At 63.1% G+C, this 25,803-nt stretch carries 27 protein-coding genes; 12 read left to right on the top strand and 15 right to left on the bottom strand.

Features of this window, described 5'->3' with window-relative positions; genetic code table 11:
* Positions 1–54 precede the first annotated feature (54 nt).
* From ASD99_RS06630 to ASD99_RS34260, 3 genes are read right to left on the bottom strand one after another with little or no spacing between them, the layout of a single operon-like run.
* A complete protein-coding gene (locus ASD99_RS06630; protein ID WP_056582664.1) occupies positions 55–933 on the bottom strand; it encodes a DUF1194 domain-containing protein in 879 nt (292 codons plus the stop codon).
* A gap of 45 nt (positions 934–978) precedes the next feature.
* On the bottom strand, positions 979–1,785 hold the full coding sequence (locus ASD99_RS06635; protein ID WP_244497641.1) for a hypothetical protein: 807 nt from the start codon (positions 1,783–1,785) through the stop codon (positions 979–981).
* Positions 1,769–2,059, bottom strand: a complete 291-nt coding sequence (locus ASD99_RS34260; RefSeq protein WP_056582666.1) for a hypothetical protein — start codon at positions 2,057–2,059, stop codon at positions 1,769–1,771. The genes ASD99_RS06635 and ASD99_RS34260 overlap by 17 nt, the downstream gene beginning before the upstream one ends.
* 235 nt (positions 2,060–2,294) lie before the next feature.
* Here ASD99_RS34260 and ASD99_RS06645 point away from each other — a divergent pair, with 235 nt between their 5' ends.
* From ASD99_RS06645 to ASD99_RS06665, 5 genes are all read left to right on the top strand, one after another.
* Positions 2,295–4,280, top strand: a complete 1,986-nt coding sequence (locus ASD99_RS06645) for a BTAD domain-containing putative transcriptional regulator (protein ID WP_057143074.1) — start codon at positions 2,295–2,297, stop codon at positions 4,278–4,280.
* 82 nt (positions 4,281–4,362) lie between these two features.
* Positions 4,363–4,974, top strand: coding sequence for a rod-binding protein (locus ASD99_RS06650; RefSeq protein WP_056582671.1), 612 nt, complete (start codon positions 4,363–4,365; stop codon positions 4,972–4,974).
* A 98-nt stretch (positions 4,975–5,072) separates the two neighbouring features.
* Positions 5,073–5,498 (top strand): hypothetical protein, encoded by a 426-nt coding sequence (locus ASD99_RS06655; RefSeq protein WP_056582673.1) that lies wholly within the window; start codon positions 5,073–5,075, stop codon positions 5,496–5,498.
* Between the two features lie 97 nt (positions 5,499–5,595).
* Positions 5,596–6,111: a hypothetical protein gene (locus ASD99_RS06660; RefSeq protein ID WP_056582676.1), complete on the top strand. Its 516-nt coding sequence runs from the start codon at positions 5,596–5,598 to the stop codon at positions 6,109–6,111.
* 198 nt (positions 6,112–6,309) lie between these two features.
* A complete protein-coding gene (locus tag ASD99_RS06665) occupies positions 6,310–6,594 on the top strand; it encodes an SCP2 sterol-binding domain-containing protein (protein ID WP_056582750.1) in 285 nt (94 codons plus the stop codon).
* 57 nt (positions 6,595–6,651) lie between these two features.
* Here the strand turns inward: ASD99_RS06665 and ASD99_RS06670 are convergent, their stop codons facing one another.
* Together ASD99_RS06670 and odc2 are read right to left on the bottom strand one after the other, a co-directional pair.
* Positions 6,652–7,251, bottom strand: coding sequence for a GNAT family N-acetyltransferase (locus ASD99_RS06670; RefSeq protein ID WP_057143075.1), 600 nt, complete (start codon positions 7,249–7,251; stop codon positions 6,652–6,654).
* A gap of 97 nt (positions 7,252–7,348) precedes the next feature.
* A complete protein-coding gene (odc2, locus tag ASD99_RS06675) occupies positions 7,349–8,482 on the bottom strand; it encodes an ornithine/lysine decarboxylase (RefSeq protein WP_056582679.1) in 1,134 nt (377 codons plus the stop codon).
* A gap of 539 nt (positions 8,483–9,021) precedes the next feature.
* On the opposite strand from odc2, the gene ASD99_RS06680 reads away from it, so the two are divergent.
* The 4 genes from ASD99_RS06680 to ASD99_RS06695 all read left to right on the top strand — a co-directional run bounded on the left by ASD99_RS06680 (position 9,022) and on the right by ASD99_RS06695 (position 13,085).
* Positions 9,022–10,218: an amidase gene (locus tag ASD99_RS06680; protein WP_056582681.1), complete on the top strand. Its 1,197-nt coding sequence runs from the start codon at positions 9,022–9,024 to the stop codon at positions 10,216–10,218.
* A gap of 2 nt (positions 10,219–10,220) precedes the next feature.
* Positions 10,221–11,120: a LysR family transcriptional regulator gene (locus ASD99_RS06685; RefSeq protein ID WP_056582683.1), complete on the top strand. Its 900-nt coding sequence runs from the start codon at positions 10,221–10,223 to the stop codon at positions 11,118–11,120.
* 88 nt (positions 11,121–11,208) lie between these two features.
* Complete coding sequence (locus ASD99_RS06690) at positions 11,209–11,877, top strand: DUF1007 family protein (protein ID WP_056582685.1); 669 nt, start codon at positions 11,209–11,211, stop codon at positions 11,875–11,877.
* On the top strand, positions 11,874–13,085 hold the full coding sequence (locus ASD99_RS06695; RefSeq protein WP_057143076.1) for a nickel/cobalt transporter: 1,212 nt from the start codon (positions 11,874–11,876) through the stop codon (positions 13,083–13,085). Before ASD99_RS06690 ends, ASD99_RS06695 begins: the two co-directional genes overlap by 4 nt.
* A 27-nt stretch (positions 13,086–13,112) precedes the next feature.
* Here the strand turns inward: ASD99_RS06695 and denD are convergent, their stop codons facing one another.
* The 4 genes from denD to ASD99_RS06715 all read right to left on the bottom strand — a co-directional run bounded on the left by denD (position 13,113) and on the right by ASD99_RS06715 (position 16,103).
* Positions 13,113–14,090 carry a D-erythronate dehydrogenase gene (denD, locus tag ASD99_RS06700; RefSeq protein WP_057143077.1) on the bottom strand — a complete coding sequence of 326 codons (978 nt, stop codon included), beginning with the start codon at positions 14,088–14,090 and terminating at the stop codon, positions 13,113–13,115.
* Between the two features lie 20 nt (positions 14,091–14,110).
* The gene (locus ASD99_RS06705) at positions 14,111–14,323 is read right to left on the bottom strand and encodes a hypothetical protein (protein WP_082583170.1); all 213 of its coding nucleotides are present in this window, start codon (positions 14,321–14,323) and stop codon (positions 14,111–14,113) included.
* A gap of 89 nt (positions 14,324–14,412) precedes the next feature.
* Positions 14,413–15,390, bottom strand: a complete 978-nt coding sequence (locus tag ASD99_RS06710; protein WP_057143078.1) for a cation diffusion facilitator family transporter — start codon at positions 15,388–15,390, stop codon at positions 14,413–14,415.
* A gap of 26 nt (positions 15,391–15,416) precedes the next feature.
* Positions 15,417–16,103, bottom strand: coding sequence for a GNAT family N-acetyltransferase (locus ASD99_RS06715; RefSeq protein ID WP_057143101.1), 687 nt, complete (start codon positions 16,101–16,103; stop codon positions 15,417–15,419).
* Between the two features lie 83 nt (positions 16,104–16,186).
* Between ASD99_RS06715 and ASD99_RS06720 the strand changes: the two genes are divergently transcribed.
* Both ASD99_RS06720 and ASD99_RS06725 read left to right on the top strand, forming a co-directional pair.
* A complete protein-coding gene (locus ASD99_RS06720) occupies positions 16,187–17,371 on the top strand; it encodes a pyridoxal phosphate-dependent aminotransferase (protein WP_057143079.1) in 1,185 nt (394 codons plus the stop codon).
* Positions 17,372–17,524: 153 nt separating this feature from the next.
* The gene (locus tag ASD99_RS06725) at positions 17,525–17,899 is read left to right on the top strand and encodes a YciI family protein (RefSeq protein ID WP_056582697.1); all 375 of its coding nucleotides are present in this window, start codon (positions 17,525–17,527) and stop codon (positions 17,897–17,899) included.
* On the opposite strand, the gene ASD99_RS06730 is transcribed toward ASD99_RS06725, so the two are convergent.
* From ASD99_RS06730 to ASD99_RS06740, 3 genes are all read right to left on the bottom strand, one after another.
* Positions 17,900–18,655, bottom strand: coding sequence for an SDR family oxidoreductase (locus ASD99_RS06730; RefSeq protein ID WP_056582699.1), 756 nt, complete (start codon positions 18,653–18,655; stop codon positions 17,900–17,902).
* A gap of 219 nt (positions 18,656–18,874) precedes the next feature.
* Positions 18,875–19,612, bottom strand: a complete 738-nt coding sequence (locus tag ASD99_RS06735) for a tellurite resistance TerB family protein (RefSeq protein WP_057143080.1) — start codon at positions 19,610–19,612, stop codon at positions 18,875–18,877.
* A gap of 112 nt (positions 19,613–19,724) precedes the next feature.
* Positions 19,725–20,654 (bottom strand): rhodanese-related sulfurtransferase, encoded by a 930-nt coding sequence (locus ASD99_RS06740; RefSeq protein WP_057143081.1) that lies wholly within the window; start codon positions 20,652–20,654, stop codon positions 19,725–19,727.
* Between the two features lie 189 nt (positions 20,655–20,843).
* Between ASD99_RS06740 and ASD99_RS06745 the strand changes: the two genes are divergently transcribed.
* The gene (locus ASD99_RS06745; protein ID WP_057143082.1) at positions 20,844–21,482 is read left to right on the top strand and encodes a 2-dehydro-3-deoxy-phosphogluconate aldolase; all 639 of its coding nucleotides are present in this window, start codon (positions 20,844–20,846) and stop codon (positions 21,480–21,482) included.
* An 87-nt stretch (positions 21,483–21,569) separates the two neighbouring features.
* On the opposite strand, the gene ASD99_RS06750 is transcribed toward ASD99_RS06745, so the two are convergent.
* The 3 genes from ASD99_RS06750 to ASD99_RS06760 form a co-directional block, all read right to left on the bottom strand.
* Positions 21,570–21,761 carry a hypothetical protein gene (locus tag ASD99_RS06750; protein WP_056582706.1) on the bottom strand — a complete coding sequence of 64 codons (192 nt, stop codon included), beginning with the start codon at positions 21,759–21,761 and terminating at the stop codon, positions 21,570–21,572.
* Between the two features lie 167 nt (positions 21,762–21,928).
* Positions 21,929–23,758: a DUF882 domain-containing protein gene (locus ASD99_RS06755; protein WP_057143083.1), complete on the bottom strand. Its 1,830-nt coding sequence runs from the start codon at positions 23,756–23,758 to the stop codon at positions 21,929–21,931.
* A 446-nt stretch (positions 23,759–24,204) separates the two neighbouring features.
* Positions 24,205–25,740 (bottom strand): sigma-54-dependent transcriptional regulator, encoded by a 1,536-nt coding sequence (locus ASD99_RS06760; RefSeq protein ID WP_056582710.1) that lies wholly within the window; start codon positions 25,738–25,740, stop codon positions 24,205–24,207.
* Between the last annotated feature and the right edge of the window lie 63 nt (positions 25,741–25,803).

Here is a 25,803-nt window from a genome sequence, read left to right on the forward strand (position 1 = left end):
GGGGTGCAGAGAGTTGGCCCAAATCTATCAGGCTAATCCTCTCAATGTCCGGAATTACGGTTGCGAAGAGCGCCCATCCGCCTGTTGCTGGAATTGCCGGTCGACGTTCATGCTTACTTCAGTGACCAGCTTGCGGCGAAGAGCAACAGCGTAGTCGTTTGGTCCCTTCGGCGTTATGACAAAGGCTTGGGATCCGCCAATGACCGATTTGGCAAAATAGGATGCCAATGGTTGGTCGGGATTCTCGTCTTCCGTTGGAATAGCGATCGCGTTGATCGTGTATCCCTTGGCAATAGCGTTCAGCCTGCTCGGCTGAACGGGAAGTCCGTCGTTGTTCTCACCATTGGAAGAGATGTCGATTACTTTCTTGGCCGCCTTTCCGGGAAACTGGTCGAGCAGAAGACTTCCAACGTCGATGGCCGAAGAAACGGATGTCCCGCTTCGCCCTCTACGAATATTGCCGGTATCGCCTCTCTTGCTGATCACCGAGGCAGCCGCTTTGGCATCTTCCAGCCCACAGATGCTTGTCCACGGCAGCACGATGCGTGTGTGGCCAGGGCTCGACCATTCAAAGTAGGCCACGCTGATGCAGCCAACATAATTCCGGGTGATGGCCGCGATAATCTCGGGCGAAGTGAGCGCCGCGGCATGTCCCTCGCGCTGCAGGTCGGCAATCTCCGGATCAATCGAGGACGAGAAATCAACCGCGAATACGATGGCAACATCGACGTTGGCCGCGTGTGCCTGCGGTCCCCAAAACACCGAAGCGGCAAGCGTTCCCACCAATCTTAAATATGAACCGAACTGCTTTGCCGGCCCTCTGGCAGATCGCTTCAACGACTTCAGAATGCCCCCGCGTACCGCCTGCGCCTGCTCTTGAAAAGGGACCAATGCTGACAAGGCACCTACGTCCTGATGCACATTTCCGAACATGTTATTCTCCATCTCGACAACCGGTCGTTTTCAAAGCGGCCATTTTCAACATGTGGAAATTTGGCGAGGAGCCTTGGTCCCAACGCCGAACAGCAGCAGATCGGCCCTGGTCCATAAAAGATAACAGCCGAGCAAGGTCAGAGGCATGGCGAGTGCCGCGAAGGTGCCGCCCGACCAGACCTCCGGCAAAGCCCAGCCGAGTGCGACGCTTGTCGCCAAAATTGCGGGCAAACGGCTGGCGAGCACCGCACTACGGAAGGGATCGGGCCAGGCAGCCGGCCATAGTGGAACCGGCATGCCCGGCTTGTGGAAGGTGCTGCCGAACTTGCCCAGCGCATGCAGCAGGCCGGACGTGGCCGCAAGCAGCGGGTCGCCAAGCAGCAACAGGGCAATGCCGAGCGCGATCGCGCCTATGCCCGACAGGAGATCGCCAGCACGGTTGAGGGCGGGATCGGGAGCGTCGGGCCTTGCCCATGCCCGGTGATAGACCTCGCCGCCCCAGAAGAAGATCAGGGTAGCCAGGGTCAGCGCAACGGTGCCATGGCTGCCGGCGAAATAGTCGATCATCGCCTTGATGACGCTGCTTCCCTCATGCAAGTCGACCGGCACGGTGGCAATCTGGATTGCAAGACCTACGATGAGGCCGAGCGCGTTGCCGCTGTTGTAGTAGCCGCCGGGTCCGTTCATGCGGACGCGAAACGCCGATACCAAACGTGCGAGCGGAATTACCCGCGCCTTCATCGCAGCGACCTCGCGACACGTCCGGTCGCCATCGACACGATCGAAGCCATCGGCGCGATGCCGAGTGGCGGTCGGGTTGGGAACAAGATTCGCATCACCGGCAAGTGTCACCACGTTTCTCCAATGGACCTGAATTGAGGACGGGATTATCCCTCGCCCAGGCTGCAGGCACAGCCGCATGGGCAAGCGCCGCGTCGAAGGGAATCGGACCGGCCAGCGAGGGCGTGCGTACCCGCGGCGTTCGGTTCGACATCGCGACGGACAGGATCGCACCGAGAATGATCGCGGCACCCAGTGCGCCCGCGGGTGAGGTCCGTTCGCCAAGGAAGATCGCCGCGCCCAGCGCCCCGAAAGCCTGCCGCACTCGGCGCGTCGAGATGCGCAAGCACCATCTTTCGCGCGACATTTCCGAAGCCCCACAAAGCGGCTGCAAACAGCAGCAGCAAATTGGCTCTAGTCCTGGACACTCGCCACCCCCCGCGAGCCAAGCCCTTCGTTGACTCGCCCGCCCAATTAGCAAAGCCTAAATGGCCCACCGTTACGGCAGCGCTTGAGCGCGGGGGGCTTGCGGTTGCGAAGCGTTAGTTTTGAGTTAGAATTTCGTCAGGCTGGGGGAGAAAATGCAAAATGAGGACAGCGGCGCCACAAATAGAATCTCACTCTTCGGTGGTTTCCGGATCGAAAATGGAACAGCGGATCCGCTCCGGCTAACAGGGAAACGGGGCCCTGCGATCGTTGCTTATCTGGCCCGGTGTCATGGCATGGCAGCGACACGGGAGAGACTGGCTGATCTGTTTTGGGGTGACAGCGATAGCGAACACTCGCGCAACAGCCTGCGGCAAACCCTCAGCGTCCTGCGCCGTGATCTGTCACGCGCAGGTGTGGATCTTATCCAGTCCCGCGGGGAATTGATCGGCCTCGCGCCAGACGCGGTCCGGGTTGACGTTGAAGAATTCGAAGCAGGGCTCTCGGCCCGTTCCGTGCAGGAACTCGAAAAGGCTCTGGCGAACTACACGGGGCCGTTCCTCGACGGGCTTTATCTGGGAAGCAATGGGTTCGATGACTGGGTCGCATCCGAACGCGACAGGCTGCTGAGCCGCGCACTTGAGGCCTTCGAAAAATTGGCACACCTCGTCGACGCGGAAGCCGGGGTCATCCTGGCCGATCGTGTTCTGGCCATGGAACCGACGCGGGAAGAATCCTATCGACTCAAGATGGAATTGCTCCTCGCATGTGGCCAACGCGACAGGGCGCTCAGGACATACGAGGCTTGCAGAAGCATGCTGAAGAAGGAGTTCGGCGTCGACGTAGGCCCGCAGACGCGAGCGCTTTGGCAATCCGTGCTGTCTGCCGCCGACACGGCGTCAAATGTACAGTCGGCAAATACTGCTCCAGCCAGCCAGCGCCTCGGGCGTCCATCGATCAGCGTTGCCGACTTCATCAATCTGACCGGAAAGCAAGGCGACGACTTTTTCGCCAAGGGGCTCGTCCAGGACATCACCACGGCCCTCTCCGAGGTAGCCGACTATGTCGTGCTCTCCGCGCTTCCGCTCGTTGAGAAAAACGACCCTGCCGAAGAAGCCAAAATCCCGGGGATGCTCCGGGCGCGATACGTGCTCAGCGGCAGCGTCCAGAGATCCGGCAACGGGCTGAGGGTGAACATCCAGCTTGTCGATGCCGCCGGCGGCCACAACGTCTGGGCCCAGAAGTTCGACGGCCACTCCGAGAACGCGCTGGAATTCCAGGACAAGATCGCACAGGCTGTTGTCCTGGCAGTGATCCTCGACCTTCAACTGACCAACTGGAAAGTCCGCGACAAGAGCCCGCCTGGTCCCCCTGAAGTGCGCAGGTTGGTGAACGAAGCTCTCATGAAGTATTTTGAGATGACCCGGGACTCGCTGTTGGTCGGGTTGGAGCTTGCCGAGAAGGCTGTCTCGATAGGTCCCGACAACGCTCGTGCGAAGCGGACGCTCTCGATCATAATTTCCATGGGCGTGGCGTTTGGCTCGCTGCCCCGGGAGCCGGGTCAGATCGAGCGTGCGGTCGAGCTTGCGGAAGCAGCGGTACGGGCGGTGCCTGACGACGAAATTGCCCGCTGCATCCTGTCATTCGCTCTCGAAAGTTCCGGCCGTATCGACGAGGCGATCGCCGAATGCCAACATGCGATCAGCCTCAACCCAAGCTATCCGACCGGCCACGGCGACATTTCGATGCTCTTTGCGTTGCGTGGACAGGTCGGTGAGGCGGTGCGTGAGGCCAACGAGGCAATCCGGCTCGGAACGCATGACGTCATCGACTTCTGGCGTCACCATGGCCTGGTTGTTGCATTGTTCGCCGGCGGAGACGATCGGCGGGCGCTCGAAGTCGCCCGAAGGGTGGTCAGGACAAAGCCGGGATTCGTTCGCGGCGCCCTTTACTGGGCCGCGGCCGCGGCGGCAACCGGGAACAACGAAGAGGCCTCGCGGGCCATCCATCATTGCCTGTCACAACTTCCACATCTCAACCTGGGTAATGTCTGCCCCGGCTTTGTGCCTCGCTATGTGAAGGACCATCATCACGCGAGATTCCTTGAAATGCTGTCGAGGGCTGGCCTTCCTGCTTCCTAGTCGAACCTGGCTACGCGACCGGAATCCGGAGAAACCAGATCAGGCCTGCCGCTTGGCAAGCCTGCCACAAGCTTGTTGAGGCATTGTCTGGCTAAGGAAAACCGACAAAAGGCGGACTTTCTTGGCGATTTCACCACCCAGCGACATCGTTATGGATGTGGCCCGAGCCGTCGACCCGACGGATATCGAGGCCGCCCGTGCCGCGCTGACAAAGCGGGCCGGCGGTGCTTTGGGCACGTTCTCGGTAGACACCGCCGCTTCGGTCGATGCCGGCTCGATCCTGTCGCGCGCCACCGCCGACAAGGCCGCCGCGTCAACCGACCCCGCCAAGAAATTCAAGAAATTCGAGGCGATGGTGCTGCAGACCTTCATCCAGAACATGCTGCCCAAGGACACCGAAGGCGTCTATGGCAAGGGCCTGGCTGGCGATATGTGGAAATCGCAGCTTGCCGAGCGGGTGGCCGACGTCATGGCAGAACGCGGCGGCATCGGCATCGCCAAGTCGATGCTCGCCGACCACTACCTCGAAGGCAAGCGCGTCGTGCCGGTCGGTCCGGTTTCGGGCGGGCCGGAAAAGACCGAGATCGATCAACAGAACAGCCTGTCGACCTCGCTGGTGCATGAATTGCAGCGCAGGGCGGCGCGGTCGATCACCGGTGACGAGGCGACCATCAAGACAGACATCAAGATCTAGGGCATGCGCCGGAACCGGGAACCGGTTTTGGGAAAGATCATGCTCAACCACCGAGATAGTGCGTATCCGAGTTTCAATCTAACCAGACCGGGATTTTCATGGCCGACTTTTCGGAATTCACCCCCAACCTGCCAGCCCGCACGACCACGTCGGAAGCGCCGATCCCGTTCGCGCGGCCTGGCAACCTCGCCGCCATCATCGGCCGCATCGAGGAAGTGGTCGAGGAAGAGACGGCCGGCATCCGCAACGCCACCAACTACGATCTCAAGGCGTCGAACGCCCGCAAGAGCCGCTACCTCTACGAGCTGACCCGCGCCATGAAGGGCGGCAGCGAAGCCGAATTCCTCGAACAGCACCGCGAGGGCCTGACCCGGCTGCGCCAGAAGCTGGCGAAGAACGAGGCAGCGATCCTGGCGCACCTCAGCGCGGTCAACGAAGTTGCCAGCCTGCTGCGGCACGCCATCCAGCGCGCGGAAACCGACGGCACTTATTCCGCCGGCGAGTTCGGCTGGATAAAGGCATGATGCCGAACGCAAGGGACACATCGGCGATCCTGCCCAGGCTAGAGGGGAGTGCCGCGTTGCCATTGCAAGGGAATGACCAAGGGGATGGCAAGGCCTGATGATCAAGGTCATCGCCATAGCCGTCTGGATCTGCGCCGCCACGCTGGGAGCCGTGTTCTATTCCTTCCAGGCGGCCGGTGAGCGCGGTGTCGGCGAAAAGCCGAAGCCGATGCTGGGCGGCCTCGACTACGTCAAGACCGACATCATTTCGGTGCCGCTGATCCGCGATTCCCAGATCGGGGGCTATTTCCTGACCAAGCTCGTCTACACGGTCGAACCCGAGCAGATAAAGAAGCTGTCCATTCCGGCGGAAGCGCTGATCACCGACCAAGTCTACTCCTACCTTTATTCCAATCCGCAGATCGACTTCACCAACAAGGCGACGATCGATCTCGATGCCTTCCGTGCAGCGATCCGCGATACCGTCAACGCGCGTGTCGGCGCACCCTTGGTGCATGAGGTTTTGATCGATCAGGTCAATTTCCTCTCGAAGGACGAAATCCGCGACAACTGGCTGCGCCGCAAGAAAAGCGAGACGGCGAGCGAAATGACCAAGCCGTTCAAGGAACACTGAGTTGCCCAGCTCACAGGCCCCGATCGCATCGGGCCTCAGCCGCCGCGAGGGCAGGAACCAGCCACCGGAATCCGCGTTGACGTAAACGTCAACCCAAAGCTATATGCGGCAACGACCGTGATCGCGAAACCGCGGCATGGGCTTCGGCTGGATCGAAGCGCCGTTGCGAGACAGATGCAACCAGACAAGGAGAACAGCGTGAGCGTTCAGGAGATTGCCGAGAAGATCAAGTCGCGCGTGGCAAGCAGCGGGTTCGATCGTTCCGTAAAATTCGACACCGGCAGCGACGGCGTCATCGTCATCGACGGCGCGACCGTTTCGACATCAGATGCACCCGCCGACTGCACCATCAAGCTCTCGCTTGACGATCTGGATTCGCTGATCGCTGGCGACCTGAACCCAACCATGGCGTTCATGACCGGCAAGATAAAGGTCGAAGGCGACATGACCGTCGCCATGGCGCTCAGCCAGTTGATCGGCTGAAGGCATCCAGACAAGAAAACGCCGCCAGATGGGCGGCGTTTGAGGCGGCTTGAAGCATCAGGCCGCCGAATTCAGTTCCAGCGCCTTCAGCTTGCGGCCGGCAGCCTTCAGCGTGCCGTGCACGCCGTCAAGCGCGCCTTCCACCAGTTCCAACGCCAGCAAGCGGTGCCGCTCATAGGGCCCCGGCATGGCGAGCGAACCGGTCCCGGCAGCCGAGAAGCCGAAGCGTCCATAATAGGGTGCATCTCCGACCAGCAGGATCGCCGCGTGGCCAAGACGCGCCGCCTCGGCGATAGCATGGCGCATCAGCGCCGAGCCGATGCCGGCGCTCTTGAGGGACGGATCGACGGCGAGCGGGCCAAGCAGCAGCGCGGCCTTGCCGCTCTCGCCCAGCGTGACATCCCACAGCCGCACCGTGCCAGCCACACCGCCCGATGCAACGCGTGCAACGAAGGCCAGGCCTTCCGAAGGCCGACGGCCGCGCCGCAGCTTCTCCGACGACTTTTTCCGCCGCTTCGGCCCCATGGCCTCGTCCAACAGGGCTTCACGCGCGGCGATGTCAGTCGCGGTTTCGGCAACAATGGCAATGGCGCTCTCTCCCTCAAGGGGGGAGATTCCGCGCGCAGCGCCGTCAACGATAAAATTTGCAATGTCCATTTCCGCAATCCTTCACGAGCGGAGACTGTTCCACAGGCGAGCCCGGGCGGGCGATCTGTTCGCCCGCGCCGGATGATCTGACCGTTCTTTCGAACCGTCAGATCACGTAGGATCGGAGAGGCTCGAAGCCGTTGAAGGCGACCGCCGAGTAGGTGGTCGTGTAGGCGCCGGTGCCTTCGATCAGCACCTCGTCGCCGATCGTCAGCGACAAAGGCAGCGGATAGGGCGTCTTCTCGTACATCACGTCGGCCGAATCGCAGGTCGGGCCGGCGAGCACGCAGGGCGCGGTCTCCGTGCCGTCATGCGCGGTGACGATCGGGTAGCGGATCGCCTCGTCCATCGTCTCGGCCAGACCGCCGAACTTGCCGATGTCGAGGAACACCCATCGCACATTGTCGTTGGCTGCTTTCTTCGAGATCAGCACGACTTCCGACTTGATGACGCCGGCATTGCCGACCATGCCACGGCCCGGCTCGATGATGGTCTCGGGAAGCGCATTGCCGAAATGCTTGCGCAGCGCCGAGAAGATCGCCTGGCCATAGGCCTGGGCTGCCGGCACGTCACGCAGATAGCGCGTCGGGAAACCGCCGCCCATATTGACCATCTTCAAGACGATGCCTTCCTCGGCGAGCGTCGCAAACACCACCTTGGCGTCGGCCAGTGCACGGTCCCAGGCGGTCAGGTCGGTCTGCTGCGAGCCGACATGGAACGACACGCCATAGGCATCGAGGCCGAGCCCCTTGGCATGGCGCAGCACGTCGACGGCCATCGCCGGCACGCAGCCGAACTTGCGCGACAGCGGCCACTCGGCGCCCTCGCCATCGGTCAGCACGCGGCAGAACACGCGCGCGCCGGGAGCGGCACGGGCAATCTTCTCGACCTCTTCGACGCAATCGACGGCGAACAGGCGGATGCCGAGCTGGTAGGCGCGTGCGATGTCACGTTCCTTCTTGATGGTGTTGCCGAAGGAGATGCGGTCCGCCAGCGCACCGGCGTCCATCGCCATCTCGACTTCGGCAACGGAAGCGGTGTCGAAGGACGAGCCCATCGCAGCAAGCAGGCGCAAGATTTCCGGCGCCGGGTTTGCTTTCACCGCATAGTAGATCTTGGAATCGGGGAGTGCCTTCTCGAAGGCGCGGAAATTGTCGCGCACGACATCGAGGTCGACGACGAGGCAGGGGCCGGACGGACGTCGGGTGGCGAGGAAGTCAAGGATGCGCTGGGTAGCCATCGGGTCTCTCCATCAGCGCCTTTCGGCGCGCAATAAGGCTGCGGAACGCGGGCTGTCAGCCTCGCGAACACGCGGTGGACAAAGGCGAGACGGAAATCCATGGAACCAGCCGGTGGAGACCCCGGAACCATGAAGCGCCGTCTCGCGGCGGTGAACCTTGGCCTTGCCCGGCCTCGGTTCGCTTTGTCTGCCTTGGCTTGGATGGGAGACCCGTCCGCACTGCCGGCAATGAAGGTGTGCCTCTTCAGTAACCCCGGTTTTTGGACAACCGGCAGAACACCAGAAAGGCCCGCACCGTCGTTGCTTCAAGGTGTCCTCGGGCTGGCGGTTGGCCGCTAGACCGACTGGAGGGGTTGGCTCCAGTTACCTTACCGATTTCCCTCACCATTCGAGGATCGGCGGACACCCACAGGCACGTGCGACTTTGGGCAAGGGCGATATATGGCTGGTTGCCGTCACAATCAATAAAAATCGTATCCCAGGTTGTAAAATTTCTGGCATCGAACGATGTTGCGGCAACCGTATCCGGATATCGAACGATGACAGGCACGCACGGCCCTCTCAACGCCTTTCTCGATCTTCGTCAGATGCCGGTGGCACATGCCGAGCTCGGCCCGCTGGCCGGCCTGCGGCTGGCCGTCAAGGACATCTACGACGTCGCCGGCTACCGCACCGGTTGTGGCAATTTGCAGAAATTCGCCGCAAGCCACATCGTCTCGCGCACCGCACCTGCCGTGCAGATGATTCTCGATGCCGGCGCGCGCTTCGTCGGCAAGACGCAGACCGACGAGCTTGCCTTCGCGCTGTTCGGCCAGAATGCGCATTTCTCGTTTCCGGTGAACCCGGCAGCGCCCGACCGCGTCACCGGCGGCTCGTCATCGGGGTCGGCGGCGGCGGTGGCGGGCAGGCTGGCCGACATCGCCACCGGCTCCGACACCGGCGGCTCGATCCGCGCGCCGGCGAGCTTTTGCGGATTGATCGGGCTGCGCACCACGCATGGCCGCATTTCGCTCGATGGCACGATGAAGCTGGCGCCGAGCTTCGACACGTTCGGCTGGTTCGCCGACGACATCGAGACCTATGAGACCGTCGGCAAGCTGCTGCTTGGCCGCGACCCGCACCAGCACACACTCGACCGGCCGCTGGCACTGGATTGGCTGGACGCGCTGGTCGCCCGCCCGGCGATTGCCGAATATGCCGGAATGAAGGCGTTGGCGAGCGCGGTCTTCGGCCCGCTGGCGACGCCAGCAATCCGCTTCACCTCATCTGCGGATGAACTCTACTGGTGCTTTCGCCGGCTGCAGGCCAAGGAGGCCTGGGCGGTGCATGGCGAATGGATCACAAGCGGTGAGCGCGACCTTGGCCCCGGTGTTGAAGAGCGCTTCGGCTTTGGCCGTGCCGTCGACGACAAGACGGCCCAGGCCGAGAAGGTGCGCCGGCTGACCTTTCGCGACGAACTGAGCGCCATGCTCGGCAAGGACGGCTTCCTTGTCCTGCCGACGGTTCCGGGCCCAGCACCCTACGTGGACAGCACGCCGAAGCAATTCCAGGCCTATCGCGAACGGGCGCTCCAACTTCTGTGCCTGGCCGGCCTGTCCGGCTTTCCGCAAATCACCTTGCCCATCGGCGCGGTCGCCGGCGCCCCGTTCGGCCTGTCGCTGCTTGGGCCTTCCGGCAGCGACATTGCCCTGATACGGCTCGGCCGGAAACTTCTCGACGCGGCACGAAAGGCCTGACCATGGACACACTGACCCGCATGCGTGCCTTCATCGATGTGGTCGAGGCCGAAGGCTTTTCGGCGGCGGCGCGCAAGATCGGCCGCTCCAAGGCTCTTTTGTCGAAATATGTGCGCGAGCTGGAGGACGAACTCGGCGCGCTGCTGCTCAACCGCACCACGCGCCAGTTCTCGATGACCGAGGCCGGCCACACCTATTACCGGCGCGCCTCGGAGATCGTGCGCGAGGTCGACAGCTTGGCCGACGCCGTGCGTGAATCCTCCGGCGACGTGCGCGGCCGGATCAAGCTGTCGGCGCCGCGCACCTTCGCCGACGCGCCGATCGGCCAGTCGCTGATCGATTTTGCCAAGCAGCATCCTGACATCGTGCTCGACATCCAGCTCGACGACCGCTTCGTCGATCTGGTCGAGGAGGGCTTCGACCTTGCGGTGCGCATCTCGCGGCTGGAGAACTCGTCGCTGATCGCCAGGCGGCTGGCGCCGTTTTCGATAAAGCTCTGCGCCTCTCCCGAACTGATCGCCAAGCATGGCACGCCGACACGGCCGCAGGATCTCAGCCGCATGCCCTGCATCGTCGACACCAATGGCCGCGGATTGAACAACTGGCCGTTCAAGGGCGACAATGGCGATCCGGTGAGCGTTTCGGTGTCGGGTCCGATCGAGGTCAACAGCCCGATGACGGCGAGAGCCGCGGCCGTGTCTGGGTTGGGGTTCACCGTCCTGCCGGATTTCATCGCCGCGCCCGACCTAGCAAGCGGTCAGCTGGTGGCGGTGATGGATGACCGCATCCTGTCGGGCGGCGGCATTTTCGCCGTCTACCCGCACCGCCGCTATCTCCCGGCGAAAGTACGCGTCTTCGTCGACTTCCTGGTGCAGTGGTTCAGGACGCGTGAAGCTGCCTGACCCACTTCAGCCGAGTAGCGGTCCCAATTTCGCCCCCTTTCTGGTAACTCTCGACATCTCTCCGAGGCCGATGGAATCGCGACCGAGAATGCACCTGAAACGGCACGCAATCATGCTGGCTTCGGCCTTGACGGCGATCTTTGCCGCCACTGGACCGGCTTATGTGCATCCGCACGTCTTCGCCGAGGCACGTCTTGACGTGATCCTCTCCCCGGATCACCAAAGCGTGAAGGCGCTGCGCCATCTCTGGCGCTTCGACGATCTGTTCTCCTCGACGGTGATGATGGAGTTCGACAAGAACTCCGACCTGAAGCTCGACGACAAGGAACTGAAGGATGTCGCCGACACGGTCCATGCCTCGCTGGCTGAGTTCAATTACTTCCAGCTCGTCACCGTCGACGGCAAGGACGTGGCGATGACGCCGCCGCCGCATCTGATGGCCAATTTCGACAACGACCAGTTGATCATCCTGTTCGAGTCCGAGCCGAAGGTGCCGATCAAGCTCAACGGCAAGATCGACATCGGCGTCTACGATCCGACCTTCTACACGGCGATCGACTTCACCGAGGATTCCAACATCACGGTTGAAGGCCTGCCATCGAACTGCACCAGCAAGGTGATCCGTCCGGACCCGGACGAGGCGATCAAGGAAAACCAGAAGACCCTCACCGATGCCTTCTTCAACGATCCGACCGGCACCGACATGAGCAAGATCTTCGCCACCAAGCTCGAACTGACCTGTCAGCCAGAAGGATGAAGCCGGTGACGAAACCGTCCCTGCGTTTGGCATTCGGCCTGTTGGCCGTCACTGTTGTCATGATGCATTTTGCCAACACCGCTCATGCCCAGAGTTCGCTCGGCATCGGCGTCAATGACGGCATGGCGCCCACCACCGGCCCGTTTGCCCACATCCTGATGTGGATCAACCTGCGGCAGCAGGAATTCTATCGTGCGCTGGCAACCGCGATGAAGGCGATGCGCCAGGACGGCAGCAAGATCTGGATACTCATCGGCCTGTCCTTCGCCTACGGCATTTTCCATGCCGCCGGCCCCGGCCACGGCAAGGCGGTGATCTCGTCCTACATGGTGGCCAATGAAGTGGCGCTGCGGCGCGGCATCCTGCTGTCCTTCGTCTCGGCGCTGCTGCAGGGCCTGACGGCGGTCGCGGTGATGGGGGTGGCCTATTTCGTCCTGCGCGGCACCACCATCTCGATGACCGACGCGGCCTGGTTCATGGAGATCATGAGCTTTGCCCTCGTCACCCTGTTCGGCGCCTGGCTTTTGTGGCGCAAGCTCGGCCCGTCCATCCTGCGCCTGTTTGGAAAAGGGCCCGCCTACAGCCTGTCGGCGGCCCATGCGGGTCATTCGCATGGCGGCCATTCGCATGGGGGCCATTCTCACGTCGGTCATTCGCACACCGGTCATTCGCACGCTGCTCACGACCATTCAGCGCATGCCCATTCACATGCGCTTCACGCCCATGCCGATCACAACCATGCGGTACAGGACCATTCCCATGACCACGGCGCGCACGATCACGATCATCATGACCATGCGCATCACGATCACGCGGCGGGCGAGGTCTGCGACACTTGCGGCCATTCGCACGCACCCGATCCGGCACTGCTGTCGGGCGACCGCTTCGACTGGCGCACGGCCTGGTCGGCAGTGGCGGCGGTCGGCATCCGCCCCTGCTCCGGCGCGCTGATCGTGCTCAGCTTCGCGCTTCTCAACGGGCTCTGGCTCGGCGGCCTGCTGTCGGTTCTGGCAATGTCGCTGGGAACCGCGATCACCGTTTCGGCGCTGGCCACACTCGCGGTGACCGCCAAGAACTGGGCGGTGTATTTCGCCGGCGACGGCCGCATGGGCAACCGCATCCACTCGATCGTCGAGATCGGCGGCGCGGCCTTCGTGTTCCTGTTCGGGCTGTTGCTGTTGTCGGCGAGCCTGGCGGCTGGCGGATGATGCCAGCGCCGCCGCGAGGCTCGGAGCTTAACCCGCGATCTTGCCGCCGAGCTCGTCCTCGATATGCGCGCGGATGATCTCGTCAAAACTCTTTTCGGCAGTGAAGCCAAGTTCCCTCGAGCGCCGCGCCTCGAACCGGGTCGGCCAGCCCTTGACGATCGCCCAGATCGTCGCGTCCGGCTCCTCGCGGATCAGTTTCACCACCTTTGGCCCGGCGATGCGTTCCAGCGCCTCGATCTGCTCGCCGACGGTGACGGCGACGCCGGGCATCGTCAGGTTGCGGCGAGGGCCGACGGCGCTGCCGTCGATCGCTGCCGCATGGATCAGGAAATTGACCGCCGAGCGCGGGCTGGCATGGGTGTGCACGACCGAGCGTGGCACCGGCAGGATCGCCTCCTGGCCGCTCAAGGGCTCGCGGATGATGCCTGAGAAGAAGCCCGAGGCCGCCTTGTTCGGCTTGCCCGGCCGCACACAGATGGTCGGCAGCCTGATGCCGATGCCGTCGAAGAAGCCGCGCCTGGAATAATCGGCCAGCAGTGCTTCGCTCATCTGCTTCTGGGTGCCGTAGGAGGTCAGCGGCGTCGGATGGAATTCATCAGGAATGACATCCGGGAACGGCGCGCCGAACACCGCGATAGACGAGGTGAAGACGACACGCGGCGCAAAGCCCGCCAGCCGGATGGCATCGAACAGCGCCCGTGTGCCGTCTAGATTGACGCGGTAGCCGAGATCGAAATTGGCTTCCGCCTCGCCCGACACGATGCCGGCGAGATGGAAGACAACATCGGGGCGCGATGCAACCAGGCGCTCAGTGGCACCCGCCTCGGCGAGGTCGCCGGTGTGGAGGGTGACGCTGACGCCGTCCATGCTAGGTGCCTGCGGCGGCACGATATCGTGCAGGTCGAGCGCGGTGATCTTGCCGCCGCGCAGCGTGCCGTCCTTGGCCAGCCGGGCGATAAGCTTGCGGCCGACCATGCCTGCGGCACCGGTGATCAGAATGCGCATATCGAAGGTCCCTTATTTACCTATTTGCCCTGGTTTTTGCGCTGGTTGCGGGCCCGCAGCCAGAACACCGAGAAGAATGCCAGCACGAAGACGATGCCAAAGGCGCCGGCCAGCACGGTCGAGAGGCTGCCGAGAGCCAACATTACGGTCGGCAGATAGTAGGCGCCGATACCGAACAGAAGCATGATCCACACCGCGGCGATAACGGCATTCCTGGTGTCGCGGTCCATCACGCCACACCAGGGCAGCGGGTGTTCATCAAGCTGGTTTTCAAGGTTTTGCAACTCCTGCGGCAGGACCAATCGACATCAATCGATCGGTCCTAGTGATGGTGGTCGTGATGCGCGGCCGCGTCATGCTCGTGCCCGTGGTCGTGATCGTCGTGGTCATCGCCATCGTCGGCGCACTGTCCGAATTCCGATTCCACGGTGGCATGGCTGATGCCGTGCTCGCTGGCAAGCCGCTTCTTGACGGCGCTGACCGCCTGATAGGCATCGACGCTCTCCTCGAGGCAGGCATGCAGCGTCGCCATATTGCTAGTCCCGTCGAGCGACCAGACATGCATATGATGCACTTCGCGCACCCCCAGGACCGTCGCCTCGATGTCCCTGGCGATCAGATCGCGGTCGAGGCTTGGCGGCACGCCCTCGAGGAGGACATGGGCGGCTTCACGCATCAATGACCACGCCGTGTACAGGATCAGCAACGAGACCAGGACCGACAGGATCGGGTCGATCGGCGTCCAGCCGGTCGCCAGGATGACCAGCGCGGCGACGATGGCCGCGGCCGAGCCGAACAGGTCGCCAAGCACGTGCAGGATGGCGCCGCGCATGTTCAAGCTCTCTCGGTCGCCGCCATGCAGCACGAAGAACGAGCCGATGTTGACCAGCAGGCCGAGGGTCGCCACCACCAGCATCGGCCCACCAAGCACCGGCGCCGGCGCCTGCAGGCGCCCCCACGCCTCATAGACGATCCACAGCGCGATGACGAAGATGGCAATGCCGTTGGTATAGGCCACCAGCGTCTTGGCCCGGCCGAAGCCGTAGGTGAGACGACCGGTCGCCGGTCGCCCCGCAAGATGAAACGCATACCAGGCAAGGCCGAGCGCGATCGAATCGGCGAGCATGTGGCCGGCATCGGCCAGCAGCGCCAGCGACCCGGTGAGGATGCCGCCGAGCGCTTCGGCGATCATGAAGCCGCCGGTCAGGCAGGCTGCGATCAGCACGCGCTTCTTGTCGGTCGAACCATGCACATGGCCAGCGCCGTGATCATGCCCGCTGTGATCGTGGGTATGTGCCAATGGCAACTCCCGTTACGCGCCTGATCTCACGCCCCGAACTGCGCGCGAAAATCCTCGAGCCGTCGCTTCTGCTGGCCGTCGCCATCGAAATTGGCCGGGTCGAGCCACGCTTCATAGGCTTTGCGTAAGGCCGGCCACTCCTTGTCGATGATCGAATACCATGCCGTATCGCGGTTTTCACCCTTGACGATGAGATGCTGGCGGAAAATGCCCTCGAACTTGAAGCCGAACCGTTCGGCCGCCCGCTTCGAAGGCTCGTTGCGGTTGTTGCACTTCCATTCGTAGCGGCGATAGCCGAGCTCGTCGAAGATGTATTTCATGAACAGGAACTGCGCTTCGGTCGCTCCCGGCTTGCGCGAGATGAGCGGACCCCAATAGATGTTGCCGATCTCGATGACCCCGTAGGCTGGATCGATGCGCATCAGCGTCTGGCGTCCGGCGACCTTGCCGCTGGCCTTGTCGATGACGGTGAAGAACAGGGGATCCTCGCTGGCCTCGACCTTGTCCAGCCATGGCTGGAAGGCGGCGCGCGTCTCCGGCGGATAGTCGGGCAGCCAGGCGAAGCGGCCGTCGACATCGGACACGGAGGACGCTTCGTAGAGGCCGTCGCCGTGTCTTGCAGCACTCAGCGGCTCGAGCCGGACATAGCTTCCGTCGATGGCCTTGCGTTCCGGACGCGGGCGTGGCTGCCAATTCGCAAGATTTTCCGACACCAAAAACTCCAATCCGTTTGACTTTTGCGGCCCAAGGCTCACAAAAACGCGACCCAACAGCAAGAACCACACGGATGGGAAAAATGCTCCACACGATTTCGGCCTTCGACCGTCTTGGCGAGGAAAACGCCTTTGCCGTGCTGGCGCGGGCGACGGCGCTGGCGAGCCAAGGCCGCGACATCGTCAATCTCGGCATCGGCCAGCCCGACTTCAAGACGCCGCAGCATATCGTCGAGGCGGCGATCAAGGCGCTGCGCGACGGCCACCACGGCTACACGCCGGCCAATGGCCTTTTGGCGACGCGCGAGGCAGTGGTGCGTCGCACGCTGACTACCACAGGCATCGAGGTATCGCCCGAAGCTGTGATGATCCTGCCCGGCGGCAAGCCGACCATGTTCGCCGCGATCCTGATGTTCGGCGAGCCTGGCGCCGAGATCCTCTATCCCGACCCAGGCTTCCCCATCTATCGTTCGATGATCGAGTTCACTGGTGCGGCGCCTATTCCCGTGCCGATGCGCGAGGAGAACGGCTTTGCCTTCTCCGCCGAGGAGACGCTGGCGCTGATCACCTCGAAGACCAGGCTGATGATCCTCAACTCGCCGGCCAACCCGACCGGCGGCGTCACGCCGCGCGCCGAGATCGAGAAGCTGGTCAAGGGGTTGGAGAAGCACCCCGACGTCGCCATCCTTTCAGACGAGATCTACGACGTCATGACCTATGACGGCGAGACGCATTGCTCGCTGCTTGCCTTTCCCGAGATCCGCGACCGGCTGATCGTGCTCAACGGCTGGTCGAAGACCTGGGCGATGACCGGCTGGCGCATGGGCTGGTCGATCTGGCCAAATGGCGACAAGGGCGCCCATCTCTACGACAAGGTGCGCAAGCTGGCGGTCAATTGCTGGTCCTGCGTCAACGCGCCGAGCCAGTTCGCCGGCATCGCGGCCATCGACGGCCCGCAGGACGACGTCGACAAGATGATGCGCGCCTTCAACCGCCGCCGGAAGATCGTTGTCGAGGGATTGAACGCCCTGCCCAACATTTCCTGCATCACGCCCAAGGGCGCGTTCTATGCCTTCCCCAACGTCTCGAAGACCGGCTGGAAGGCAAAGAAGCTCGCTTCGGCGCTGCTCGACGAGGCCGGCGTGGCCTTGATCGGCGGCCCCGATTTCGGCATTCTCGGCGAAGGCTATATCAGGCTCTCCTACGCCAATTCCGAGGAGAATATTTTGCGCGCGCTGGAACGGATCGGGGCGTTCCTGGCGAAGTGAGCTTCAAAGCGGGCCCGTGGCCTCTTTCCGGGTGGTTGCGACTGCAGACAATGATGGGTGTCATGATCCGTCCGGAGACGCATGGCCAGGGCTGGGCGTGCGCCTTGGGAAAAGCTACGCTCCCCTGGACCAGGATCGAAGCAGGTGCCTCAGATGTTCTATGCAATCCTTGCCTATCACGTGGAAGATGCGATCAAGGCGCTGACGCCGCAGGAAGATGCGGCGCTGATGGCGGACCTGCTGAAGATCAACACCCGGCTTCATGAGGAAGGCACGCTTGGACCGTCCGCGCGTCTGGGGGCGACAAAGGATGCTTGCACGCTGCGCGGCCCGGGCGATGGCATAATCATCGACGGCCCTTTCGCCGAAACGAAGGAACAGCTTCTCGGTCTCTATGTCGTCGACTGCGCGACGCGCGACGATGCGGTCGCGATCGCCCGCGACCTTCGCCGCGTCAATCCGACCGCCGTTTACGAGATCAGGCCCATTCTGCTTTTCAAGCCCGGTGTGCCGCTGGCGGGGAAATAACTACCCACGTCCGACAAACGGCATCTTGGTCGCCATCACCGTCATGAACAGCACATTGGCGTCGAGCGGCAGGCTGGCCATATGGACGACGGCGTCGGCCACGTGCTGAACGTCCATCACCGCTTCGGCTGATATCGAGCCGTTGGCCTGCGGCACGCCGACCGTCATTGGCTGCGCCATGTCGGTCAGCGCATTGCCGATGTCGATCTGGCCGCAGGCGATGTCATAAGGCCGGCCGTCGAGCGCCAGCGTCTTGGTCAGTCCGGTGATGGCATGCTTGGTCGCTGTGTAGGGGACCGAGCCCGGACGTGGCGCATAGGCCGACACCGAACCGTTGTTGATGATGCGGCCGCCCATCGGCCTCTGCTTGCGCATGGCGCCGAAGGCTGCGCGCGCGCACAGGAACGAACCGGTGAGGTTGACGCCGACGATATCGTTCCACACTGCGACTGGGATCTCGTCGATCGGCGTCGACTTGTAGCCCATGCCGGCATTGTTGAAGAGCAGGTCGACACGGCCGAAGGCCTCCGCCACCGTCTCGAACAGATCGTCGACCTGCTCAGCCTTGGAGATATCGCAGGCAACCGCCAATGCCTTGGCATCGGTGGGACCGGCCTCGGCCACCGCTGCATCCAGCACGGATTTGCGGCGTCCGCAGAACACCGTGTTCCAGCCGGCCTTGAGCAGCGCCGTGGCGACGCTCTTGCCGATGCCCGTGCCGGCGCCGGTGACGATGGCTGTTTTTTGCTCGATCATGACTGTCCTCCGTGACGTCTCAGCCATCGCAAATGATCGCAGCCGTGACAAGCCGGACAGGTGCAAGAACACACCTGCCGACAAAAAGGGCGGTCATTGGCGACCGCCCTGATCTGAACCGGGCTTGGGAGGAGGAAAGCCGATCCGACTGTGTAGAATGATGCGCTTGCTAAGTTAACGAAAGGTTAACACGAAGAAGGCGGCCTGTGCCGTTTTGGCCTACCAGCGCGGATTGGGTGAGGTCCCGGCCTTGGCTGGCACCTTGGCTGCCGAAACGGTCGCCTCGACATGGTCGACCAGCGCATCCGGCAAGCCAAGCCGGCCGGCAAGCAGGTCGAGATATCCGCGCTCGGCGCGTGTGTCGGGATCGATGGTCAGGCGCGACGCTGTATAGAGTTCGAGCTTCTGCGCGTCGGTCATGGCGCCGGCCACCAGCGTGTCGAGGTTGAGCGGGCTTGCCAGCTCCGCCATCAGGAATTTTTCGGCATCGGAGCCTATGCCGGCCACGCTGAGCTTGCCGGCGATCTTCTGGCGCTCGTCATCGTCGATATGGCCGTCGGCCTTCGCTGCCGAGATCATCGCCCGCACCAGGGTCAACGTGAAATCGTCCTCGCCCTGTGGCGCCTGCGACGGGTGGAAAGCAGTGTCCTCGGGCGGCGGCAGCAATTCCGGTTCGCCGCCCGCTGGCGCTGCGGCCGGTGCGTTGCCTGCCTTGTAGTTCTGGTAGGCCTTGTAGGCGAGGCCGCCGATCGCGGCCAGTCCACCAAGCTTCACCGCAGCGCCCGTCACCCCACGGCCGGCGCCGGTTCCGAGCAGCACGGCGGCCAGTGCGCCGGCGGCCAGCGGATTGTCCTTGGCCATCTGCACGGCCTGATCGGCCTTGTCGCGGACGGTGCCGCTGGTGCCAGGGATTTGCGAACCGAGCAGATCGTCGAGAAGCTTCTTGGGATCGAACATTCAATGCCTCCAGGATTTGCCCGGCCGAACGGGCAGGTTTCGAACGTCGCAGAGGTAAGTCCCGTACCCCAGCATTACAATGACAGACCCTCGCTTGCCGCAACCGTCGGACCTAAGATCCGATATGCCGACCCCTGCCCCGTGCTGCGGCGAGTTCGACCTGCCGCTGTCGCTCGGCATAACGCTGACGGTCCTCGTCCGAACGCGCATCGAAGCAACGCGGGCACGAAACACCGGCAGAAAATTTGGGCGACGTCAGGTCACTCGGCGTCAGCGGATGGCGGCAGGCGCGGCAGAGTTCCGCTTCACCCTCGGCGAGGCCGTGCGACACCGAAACCCGCTCGTCGAAGACGAAGCACTCGCCCTGCCAGAGGCTCTGTTCCGGGGGAACCTCCTCGAGATATTTGAGGATGCCGCCCTTGAGGTGAAACACATCCTCGAAGCCGAGCGACCTGACATAGGCGGTCGCCTTTTCGCAGCGAATACCGCCGGTGCAGAACATCGCGACCTTGCGGCCTTCGAGCTCCGCCCGGTGTGCTTCAACCCAGGCCGGGAACTCGCGAAAGCTTGAGGTGGCTGGGTCGACCGCACCCCTGAAAGTGCCGATCGACACCTCATAGGCGTTGCGCGTGTCGATGATAACAGTATCGGGTTCCGAAATCAGCGCGTTCCAGTCGGCCGGCGCGACATAGGTGCCGGCGCGTTTCGAAGGGTCGATGTCATCGACACCCATGGTGACGATTTCGCGCTTCAGCCGCACCTTCATGCGGTGGAACGGCATTTCCGCGGCGACGCTGTACTTGACCTCGAGGCCGGCAAGCCCTTCGATGGCTTCGAGATACAAGATCAGTTCGGCAATCGCCGTTTCGCCGCCGGCGACGGTGCCGTTTATGCCTTCATGCGCCAGAAGCAGCGTGCCCTTGATGCCGCGCCCGCAACAGAAGGCCGCGAGCGGCGCGCGCAGCTCTTCGAAGGCGTCGAGCCGGGCAAACCGGTAGAGCGCGGCGACGCAAAGGGGCTGGGATGGATTGGACGGCGTCATTGCCAGAGCAACTAGACGCTCGTAAAAGCCGATTCAAGGCAAAACGGCTCCGGATGCGTGTCATGGCCCTGTCGGGAAAGAGCCCGTAGGCTGTCCGGCGGCGCGTGACATCGCGACGCGACCGGTTTCATGGACAGGCAAACACCCGTCTGCTAATCGGTTGAAATTCCCTAGGATACGGAGAGACAGATGCCCAGCAAGACCGAAAAACTCCTGTCGCTCCTCAACGGCCAGCCGGTCATCCCGGTGCTGAAGATCGCTGATGTCGCTGACGCCGTGCCGCTGGCCCGCGCACTGGCGCGTGGCGGCCTGCCGGCAATCGAGATTACGCTGAGGACCGCCGACGCGCTGGAAGCCATCCGGCGGGTGGCTGGCGAAGTCGAGGAAGCCATCGTCGGCGCCGGCACCATTCTCGATAGCAGGCAGTTCGAAGAGGCAGCGAGCACAGGCTCTCGGTTCATCGTCAGCCCCGGCATCACCCGCGAGCTTCTGGCGGCAGCCGCCGACAGCGACGTTCCGCTGCTGCCCGGTGCTATCACGCCTGGCGAGATCATGGCGGCGCGGGAAGCCGGCTTGCGCTTTCTCAAATTCTTCCCGGCCGAGCAGTCGGGCGGCATCGCTTCGCTGAAGGCCTTCGCCTCGCCGCTCGCCGATGTGAAATTCTGCCCGACCGGCGGCATCACCGGCAAGAACGCGGCCGACTATCTCACCCTGCCCAACGTGGTCTGCGTCGGCGGCTCCTGGGTGGCGCCCGATGACTTGGTCAAGGCCGGCAAGTGGAACGAGATCGAAGCTCTGGCGCGCGCGGCGAGCAAGCTCGCAAAATAAGGCCTTCATCACGGCGCGAAAAAAACCGGCCGACTTGCGTCGACCGCGATTGCCAGATGTTTTTACCAGGCCTGCTTTGGGCTGGGATCAGTTGCAGACCCTGACCTCCCTGACCACCTTGTGGTGGTGCCTCCAGGTCGTGACCAGCTTGGTCCTGCAGTGCTTCTTCATATGCATATGGTCGGTGGTCTTGACGACAATGGTCGCGGCCTGCGTGGGAGCGATGGCCGCCGCAGCGGTTGCCAACGCAATGACCGATGCCAATAGAATGTTCTTCATGGATATCCCCGGGGTTGAACGAACACCGGAGAAACCCTTGAAAAGGCAGGCAGTTCCACGATCACAGCAATGTCAGACCGGCGTGATTGGACCAGTGGCGAGCGGTGCGGCCACGCAACAAAAAGCCGCGCAGGTTGCCCGGCGCGGCTTTGTCGATCGATTGGTCGTCACTTGGTCTGGAAGCGGGCGACCGACATGAACTTGACGGCGTTGCCGGTGAAGCGGTTGGCATCGGCCACCTGATTGCTCGGCTGGAAGCCGGCGGTGTAGACCTCGCTCGGCGGCGTGTGCACGATGCTGTAGGCGTAACCCGGCGCCGTCGTCGAGCTTGAAACGGCGGCGACATGCTCGCCGCTGGTCAGAGCCCAGCGGGCGGCCTGCGGTGCGGCGGCAACCACCATGGCCTTGGGACCTGGCTTCAGGTCGCGGGCCGTGGCTCTTGATTCCTTGCGGGTCGTCTTGACGCCGGCACCGATCGCGGCGGCCGGATCGGAGCCGGCCGGACGGGCAACGACAGCCTCGCGCGGTGTCGCGGCGTCGGTACCCGACGGATCGTTGAAGGCCGAACGCGGCTCGGATTCCGACAAGGAAGCAACCTGGTATGCGTCGGCCGCGCCGACCTGTGCAGTAGCCTCGTCGAGCACGGCCTTGACCGCATCGGGCCTGGCCATCTCGGGGCGCGCTGTCGGCAGCACCGAGAACGCACCGGTCGCGGTCTTGCCTTGATCAGCCGTCTCGGCCAGCGCCATCAGCACATCCTTGCTGGGCGGCGGAGCCAGAGCGGCCGGCAGGGAATTGTCGGGACGCCATGTCGGCAACGGTATGTTGTTGACCACGACCTGGGCCGGATCTGCCGAAGCCGTTGCATCGGCCATGCCGAAAGGAACGCTCGCCGGCGCATGCGCGGTCGCCACAGCCTGCTCGGTGGTGGCTGTCGCATCGGCCATGGCAAAAGGCACGTTCTCAGGCTGTTGGGCGCCGACGTCGGCCTTCGGCCGCGGTGCGAAATCAGGCAGCGGAATGCTGCGTGCCGGCAGCGCCGCGATGATCGTCTCCGGCGTATCCTGTTCCGGCTCCGGAGCCTGCTCCTCCGCGATTTGCGGAATTTCGGCGCGCTGCGCATTCTCCGGCGCCACGATGGCGATGACCGGGAGGTTGCTGGTCTTGGCTGCCGCGGCCGGCTTCAGGTTTCTGGCCTTGGGTGGGGGGGCAGCCGAAGCGGTCTCGACATCGGCGCTGTCGTCGGCCTCGTCGTCGCCGCCGCCAAAGAAAGCCGACAGGAACCCACCTGATTTCTTGCTGCTGCCGCGGGCACTGGCCAACTCGATGGCCGGAGCGCCTGAACCCTTGCGCGCCTTGTAGGAGGCGAGCGCCTGCTCAAAGCCGGGCAGCGGCCTGCCGTCGCTCGGCACATGCAGCGTCTTGCCATTGGGGAACAGGCTGACCAGTTCCTGGCGGCTGATACCGGGCCAATGACGCACATTGCCGACATCCATATGGACGAACGGCGAACCGGATGACGGATAGTAGCCGACGCCACCACCCTGCATCTTGAGACCGATGTTACGCAGCTTCTTCAATTGCACGCCGGGAATGTAGAAATCCATCGCCTTGCCGAGCATGTGCTGGCTCTTCTCGGCGACGCCCCTGCTGCGGCTGCGCAGCATCGAGTTCGTCGACGGCGAGCGATAGCCGCAGACGACCTGGATGTAGTCCGTGGAGCCGCTTTCCCGATACGCCTCCCAGACCAGATCCAGCAGACGCGGATCCATCTTGGTCGGCTCGTTGCGGCGCCAGTCGCGCAGAATGATGTTGATCTTCCTGAGACCCTCGGGAACGTAGCGGCCGTTGCGCTTGTAGACGATCTCGGCCTTCTCGTGGGTGTGGAGGTGATAGAGCTTCAGCGAACGTGTTTCAGCGCTGGCTCCGGTCGCAGCCGCGGCAACAAAACCAAAAGCGACAATCAACACCGCCAGCCATTTCGGCCAGACGCTCAAATGATGGTGCCGCCCGTTTGTGTGTCGTTCGATTCTGTTCAAATCAAAAGGCCTTGCAGGCTGCCGTTTGTCCCCGGATTTGTCCAAACGGATGTGTCGTCCTCACATCCGAATATCGATCCTAATGGTTAATCATCGCTTATTGAAGCCGAAATGCGGTAACACCGTGGCAATATCCCGTCATAAATCGTTCACAGGGTTTCTTGGTAAACCGCTGGTTTAGATCAGATTTCCGCCTTCGCCCCAAACACGATGTGTTACCGTTAGCCTTAATGCGTGAACAGAGCTGTCCACAGGCCTGCGACAATCCACCGAAGGCGATACAGGGCCTGTTGTGGCATTGCAAGCTGGCGCCGGCCTTGTGGCCGACGCCTGATCCGGTCCGAAGGTCAGCGTAGCAAGAAGCGGGGGAACGGTTTCTGGATTCAATCCAAACGGGATTTGCTCTAGGAAGCGAGCCGGTCGACGCGGCCGGTTTCGGGGTCGATGCCGTATTCCTTGAGCTTGCGGTAAAGCGTCGAGCGGCCGATGCCGAGTCGGCGAGCGACTTCGCTCATCTGGCCGTTGTAATGATCGATGGCGAGCTTGATCATTTCGAGTTCGACATCGGCCAGCGCACGCACATTGCCGCGTTCGTCGAGCGCCAGCAACGTGCCAAAGCGAGGTTGCAGCCTGGCCGGCGGATCGGATGCGGTCGCCAGCCCACCCTCGCCGGGCAAGGCTTCCTCGTCGCCCCCCTCCAGAGGCAGGGACGGCGACGGCGCATCGCCGTCCGTGTCGAGATTGACGGTGCCTTCCACCTGCGCCCGGATCTGCGGGAAGTCCTCCGTGGTCAGCACATCGCCTTCGCAAAGCACCGAGGCCCGGAAGACGGCATTTTCGAGCTGCCGGATGTTTCCGGGCCAGTCATAGGCCTGCAGCACGGCAAGTGCTGCAGCCGAAATGCCTTGCAGGCGATGACGCGGGTCGGCCGGCGCCACCTTGTCCATGAAATGGGTGACCAGATAGGGGATGTCGTCGCGGCGGTCGCGCAACGGCGGCACGAAGATCGGGTAGACGTTCAGCCGATAGAACAGATCCTCGCGGAACTTGCCGTCCTTGACCTGCTGCAGGAGGTTGCGGTGCGTCGCCGAAATCAGCCTGATGTCGACCCTGACGGTCGAGCGTCCGCCGACCGGATCGACCTCACCGTCCTGCACGGCGCGCAACAGCTTGACCTGCACGTCGAGCGGCAGGTCGCCGATCTCGTCGAGAAACAGCGTGCCCGAATGCGCCTCGACGAATTTGCCGGTGTGCTTGTCGGTGGCGCCGGTGAACGAGCCCTTCTCGTGGCCGAACAGGATCGATTCGACCAGATTGTCTGGAATGGCGCCGCAATTGACGGTGACGAAGGGTTTCGAGCGGCGGTCGCCGCTGCCCTGGATGGCGCGCGCCACCAACTCCTTGCCGACGCCGGACTCGCCCTCGATCAGGATCGGAATGTTGGAAGCCGCTGCCTTCTGGCCAAGGCGGATCACCCTGTCCATGGCCGGGCTGTGCGTGATCATGTCCTTGAAGGTCAGAAGGCCGCTGCGCCGGCGCAAGGTGCGCTTGACCTCGCCCTCGACGGCCTCGACCTTGAGCGCATTGCCGATCGAAGCCTGCAGCCTGTCGGGAGACGCCGGCTTGACGACGAAATCGAAGGCCCCGTGGCGCATCGCCGAAACCACGGTCTCGATGCCGCCCTGCGAAGTCTGCACGATGGCCGGGATATTTATGTCGCGCTCACGCATCGCCTTGAGCACGCCGATACCGTCGAGGCCGGGCATGACCAGATCGAGGATGACCACCGAAACCTCGCGGGCGCTGGACCCGTCGAGGATATCGAGAGCGGCCGCGCCGCCGTCGACGACGATTGCCGTGTAGCCGAACCGCGTCACCGCCGCTTCGAGCAGCCGGCGCTGCACGGGATCGTCATCGACTATGAGTATGGAACCTGTCATGACTGATACGACTATGCCCGCCCGAGGAGTTCTGCCCTGTGGACCATCTTGGCACAGGGTTCT

This window comes from Mesorhizobium sp. Root695 (assembly GCF_001428185.1).
In the GTDB taxonomy this organism is placed as follows: domain Bacteria; phylum Pseudomonadota; class Alphaproteobacteria; order Rhizobiales; family Rhizobiaceae; genus Mesorhizobium.

Bases quoted from the DNA above. Each gene is read 5' to 3' on its own strand.
- ASD99_RS06630 (WP_056582664.1), bottom strand. From the start codon at position 933: ATGTTCGGAAATGTGCATCAGGACGTAGGTGCCTTGTCAGCATTGGTC.
- ASD99_RS06645 (WP_057143074.1), top strand. From the start codon at position 2,295: ATGCAAAATGAGGACAGCGGCGCCACAAATAGAATCTCACTCTTCGGT.
- ASD99_RS06655 (WP_056582673.1), top strand. From the start codon at position 5,073: ATGGCCGACTTTTCGGAATTCACCCCCAACCTGCCAGCCCGCACGACC.
- ASD99_RS06660 (WP_056582676.1), top strand. From the start codon at position 5,596: ATGATCAAGGTCATCGCCATAGCCGTCTGGATCTGCGCCGCCACGCTG.
- ASD99_RS06670 (WP_057143075.1), bottom strand. From the start codon at position 7,251: ATGGACATTGCAAATTTTATCGTTGACGGCGCTGCGCGCGGAATCTCC.
- odc2 (WP_056582679.1), bottom strand. From the start codon at position 8,482: ATGGCTACCCAGCGCATCCTTGACTTCCTCGCCACCCGACGTCCGTCC.
- ASD99_RS06680 (WP_056582681.1), top strand. From the start codon at position 9,022: ATGACAGGCACGCACGGCCCTCTCAACGCCTTTCTCGATCTTCGTCAG.
- ASD99_RS06685 (WP_056582683.1), top strand. From the start codon at position 10,221: ATGGACACACTGACCCGCATGCGTGCCTTCATCGATGTGGTCGAGGCC.
- ASD99_RS06690 (WP_056582685.1), top strand. From the start codon at position 11,209: ATGCACCTGAAACGGCACGCAATCATGCTGGCTTCGGCCTTGACGGCG.
- ASD99_RS06695 (WP_057143076.1), top strand. From the start codon at position 11,874: ATGAAGCCGGTGACGAAACCGTCCCTGCGTTTGGCATTCGGCCTGTTG.
- denD (WP_057143077.1), bottom strand. From the start codon at position 14,090: ATGCGCATTCTGATCACCGGTGCCGCAGGCATGGTCGGCCGCAAGCTT.
- ASD99_RS06720 (WP_057143079.1), top strand. From the start codon at position 16,187: ATGCTCCACACGATTTCGGCCTTCGACCGTCTTGGCGAGGAAAACGCC.
- ASD99_RS06725 (WP_056582697.1), top strand. From the start codon at position 17,525: ATGTTCTATGCAATCCTTGCCTATCACGTGGAAGATGCGATCAAGGCG.
- ASD99_RS06730 (WP_056582699.1), bottom strand. From the start codon at position 18,655: ATGATCGAGCAAAAAACAGCCATCGTCACCGGCGCCGGCACGGGCATC.
- ASD99_RS06735 (WP_057143080.1), bottom strand. From the start codon at position 19,612: ATGTTCGATCCCAAGAAGCTTCTCGACGATCTGCTCGGTTCGCAAATC.
- ASD99_RS06740 (WP_057143081.1), bottom strand. From the start codon at position 20,654: ATGACGCCGTCCAATCCATCCCAGCCCCTTTGCGTCGCCGCGCTCTAC.
- ASD99_RS06745 (WP_057143082.1), top strand. From the start codon at position 20,844: ATGCCCAGCAAGACCGAAAAACTCCTGTCGCTCCTCAACGGCCAGCCG.
- ASD99_RS06750 (WP_056582706.1), bottom strand. From the start codon at position 21,761: ATGAAGAACATTCTATTGGCATCGGTCATTGCGTTGGCAACCGCTGCG.
- ASD99_RS06760 (WP_056582710.1), bottom strand. From the start codon at position 25,740: ATGACAGGTTCCATACTCATAGTCGATGACGATCCCGTGCAGCGCCGG.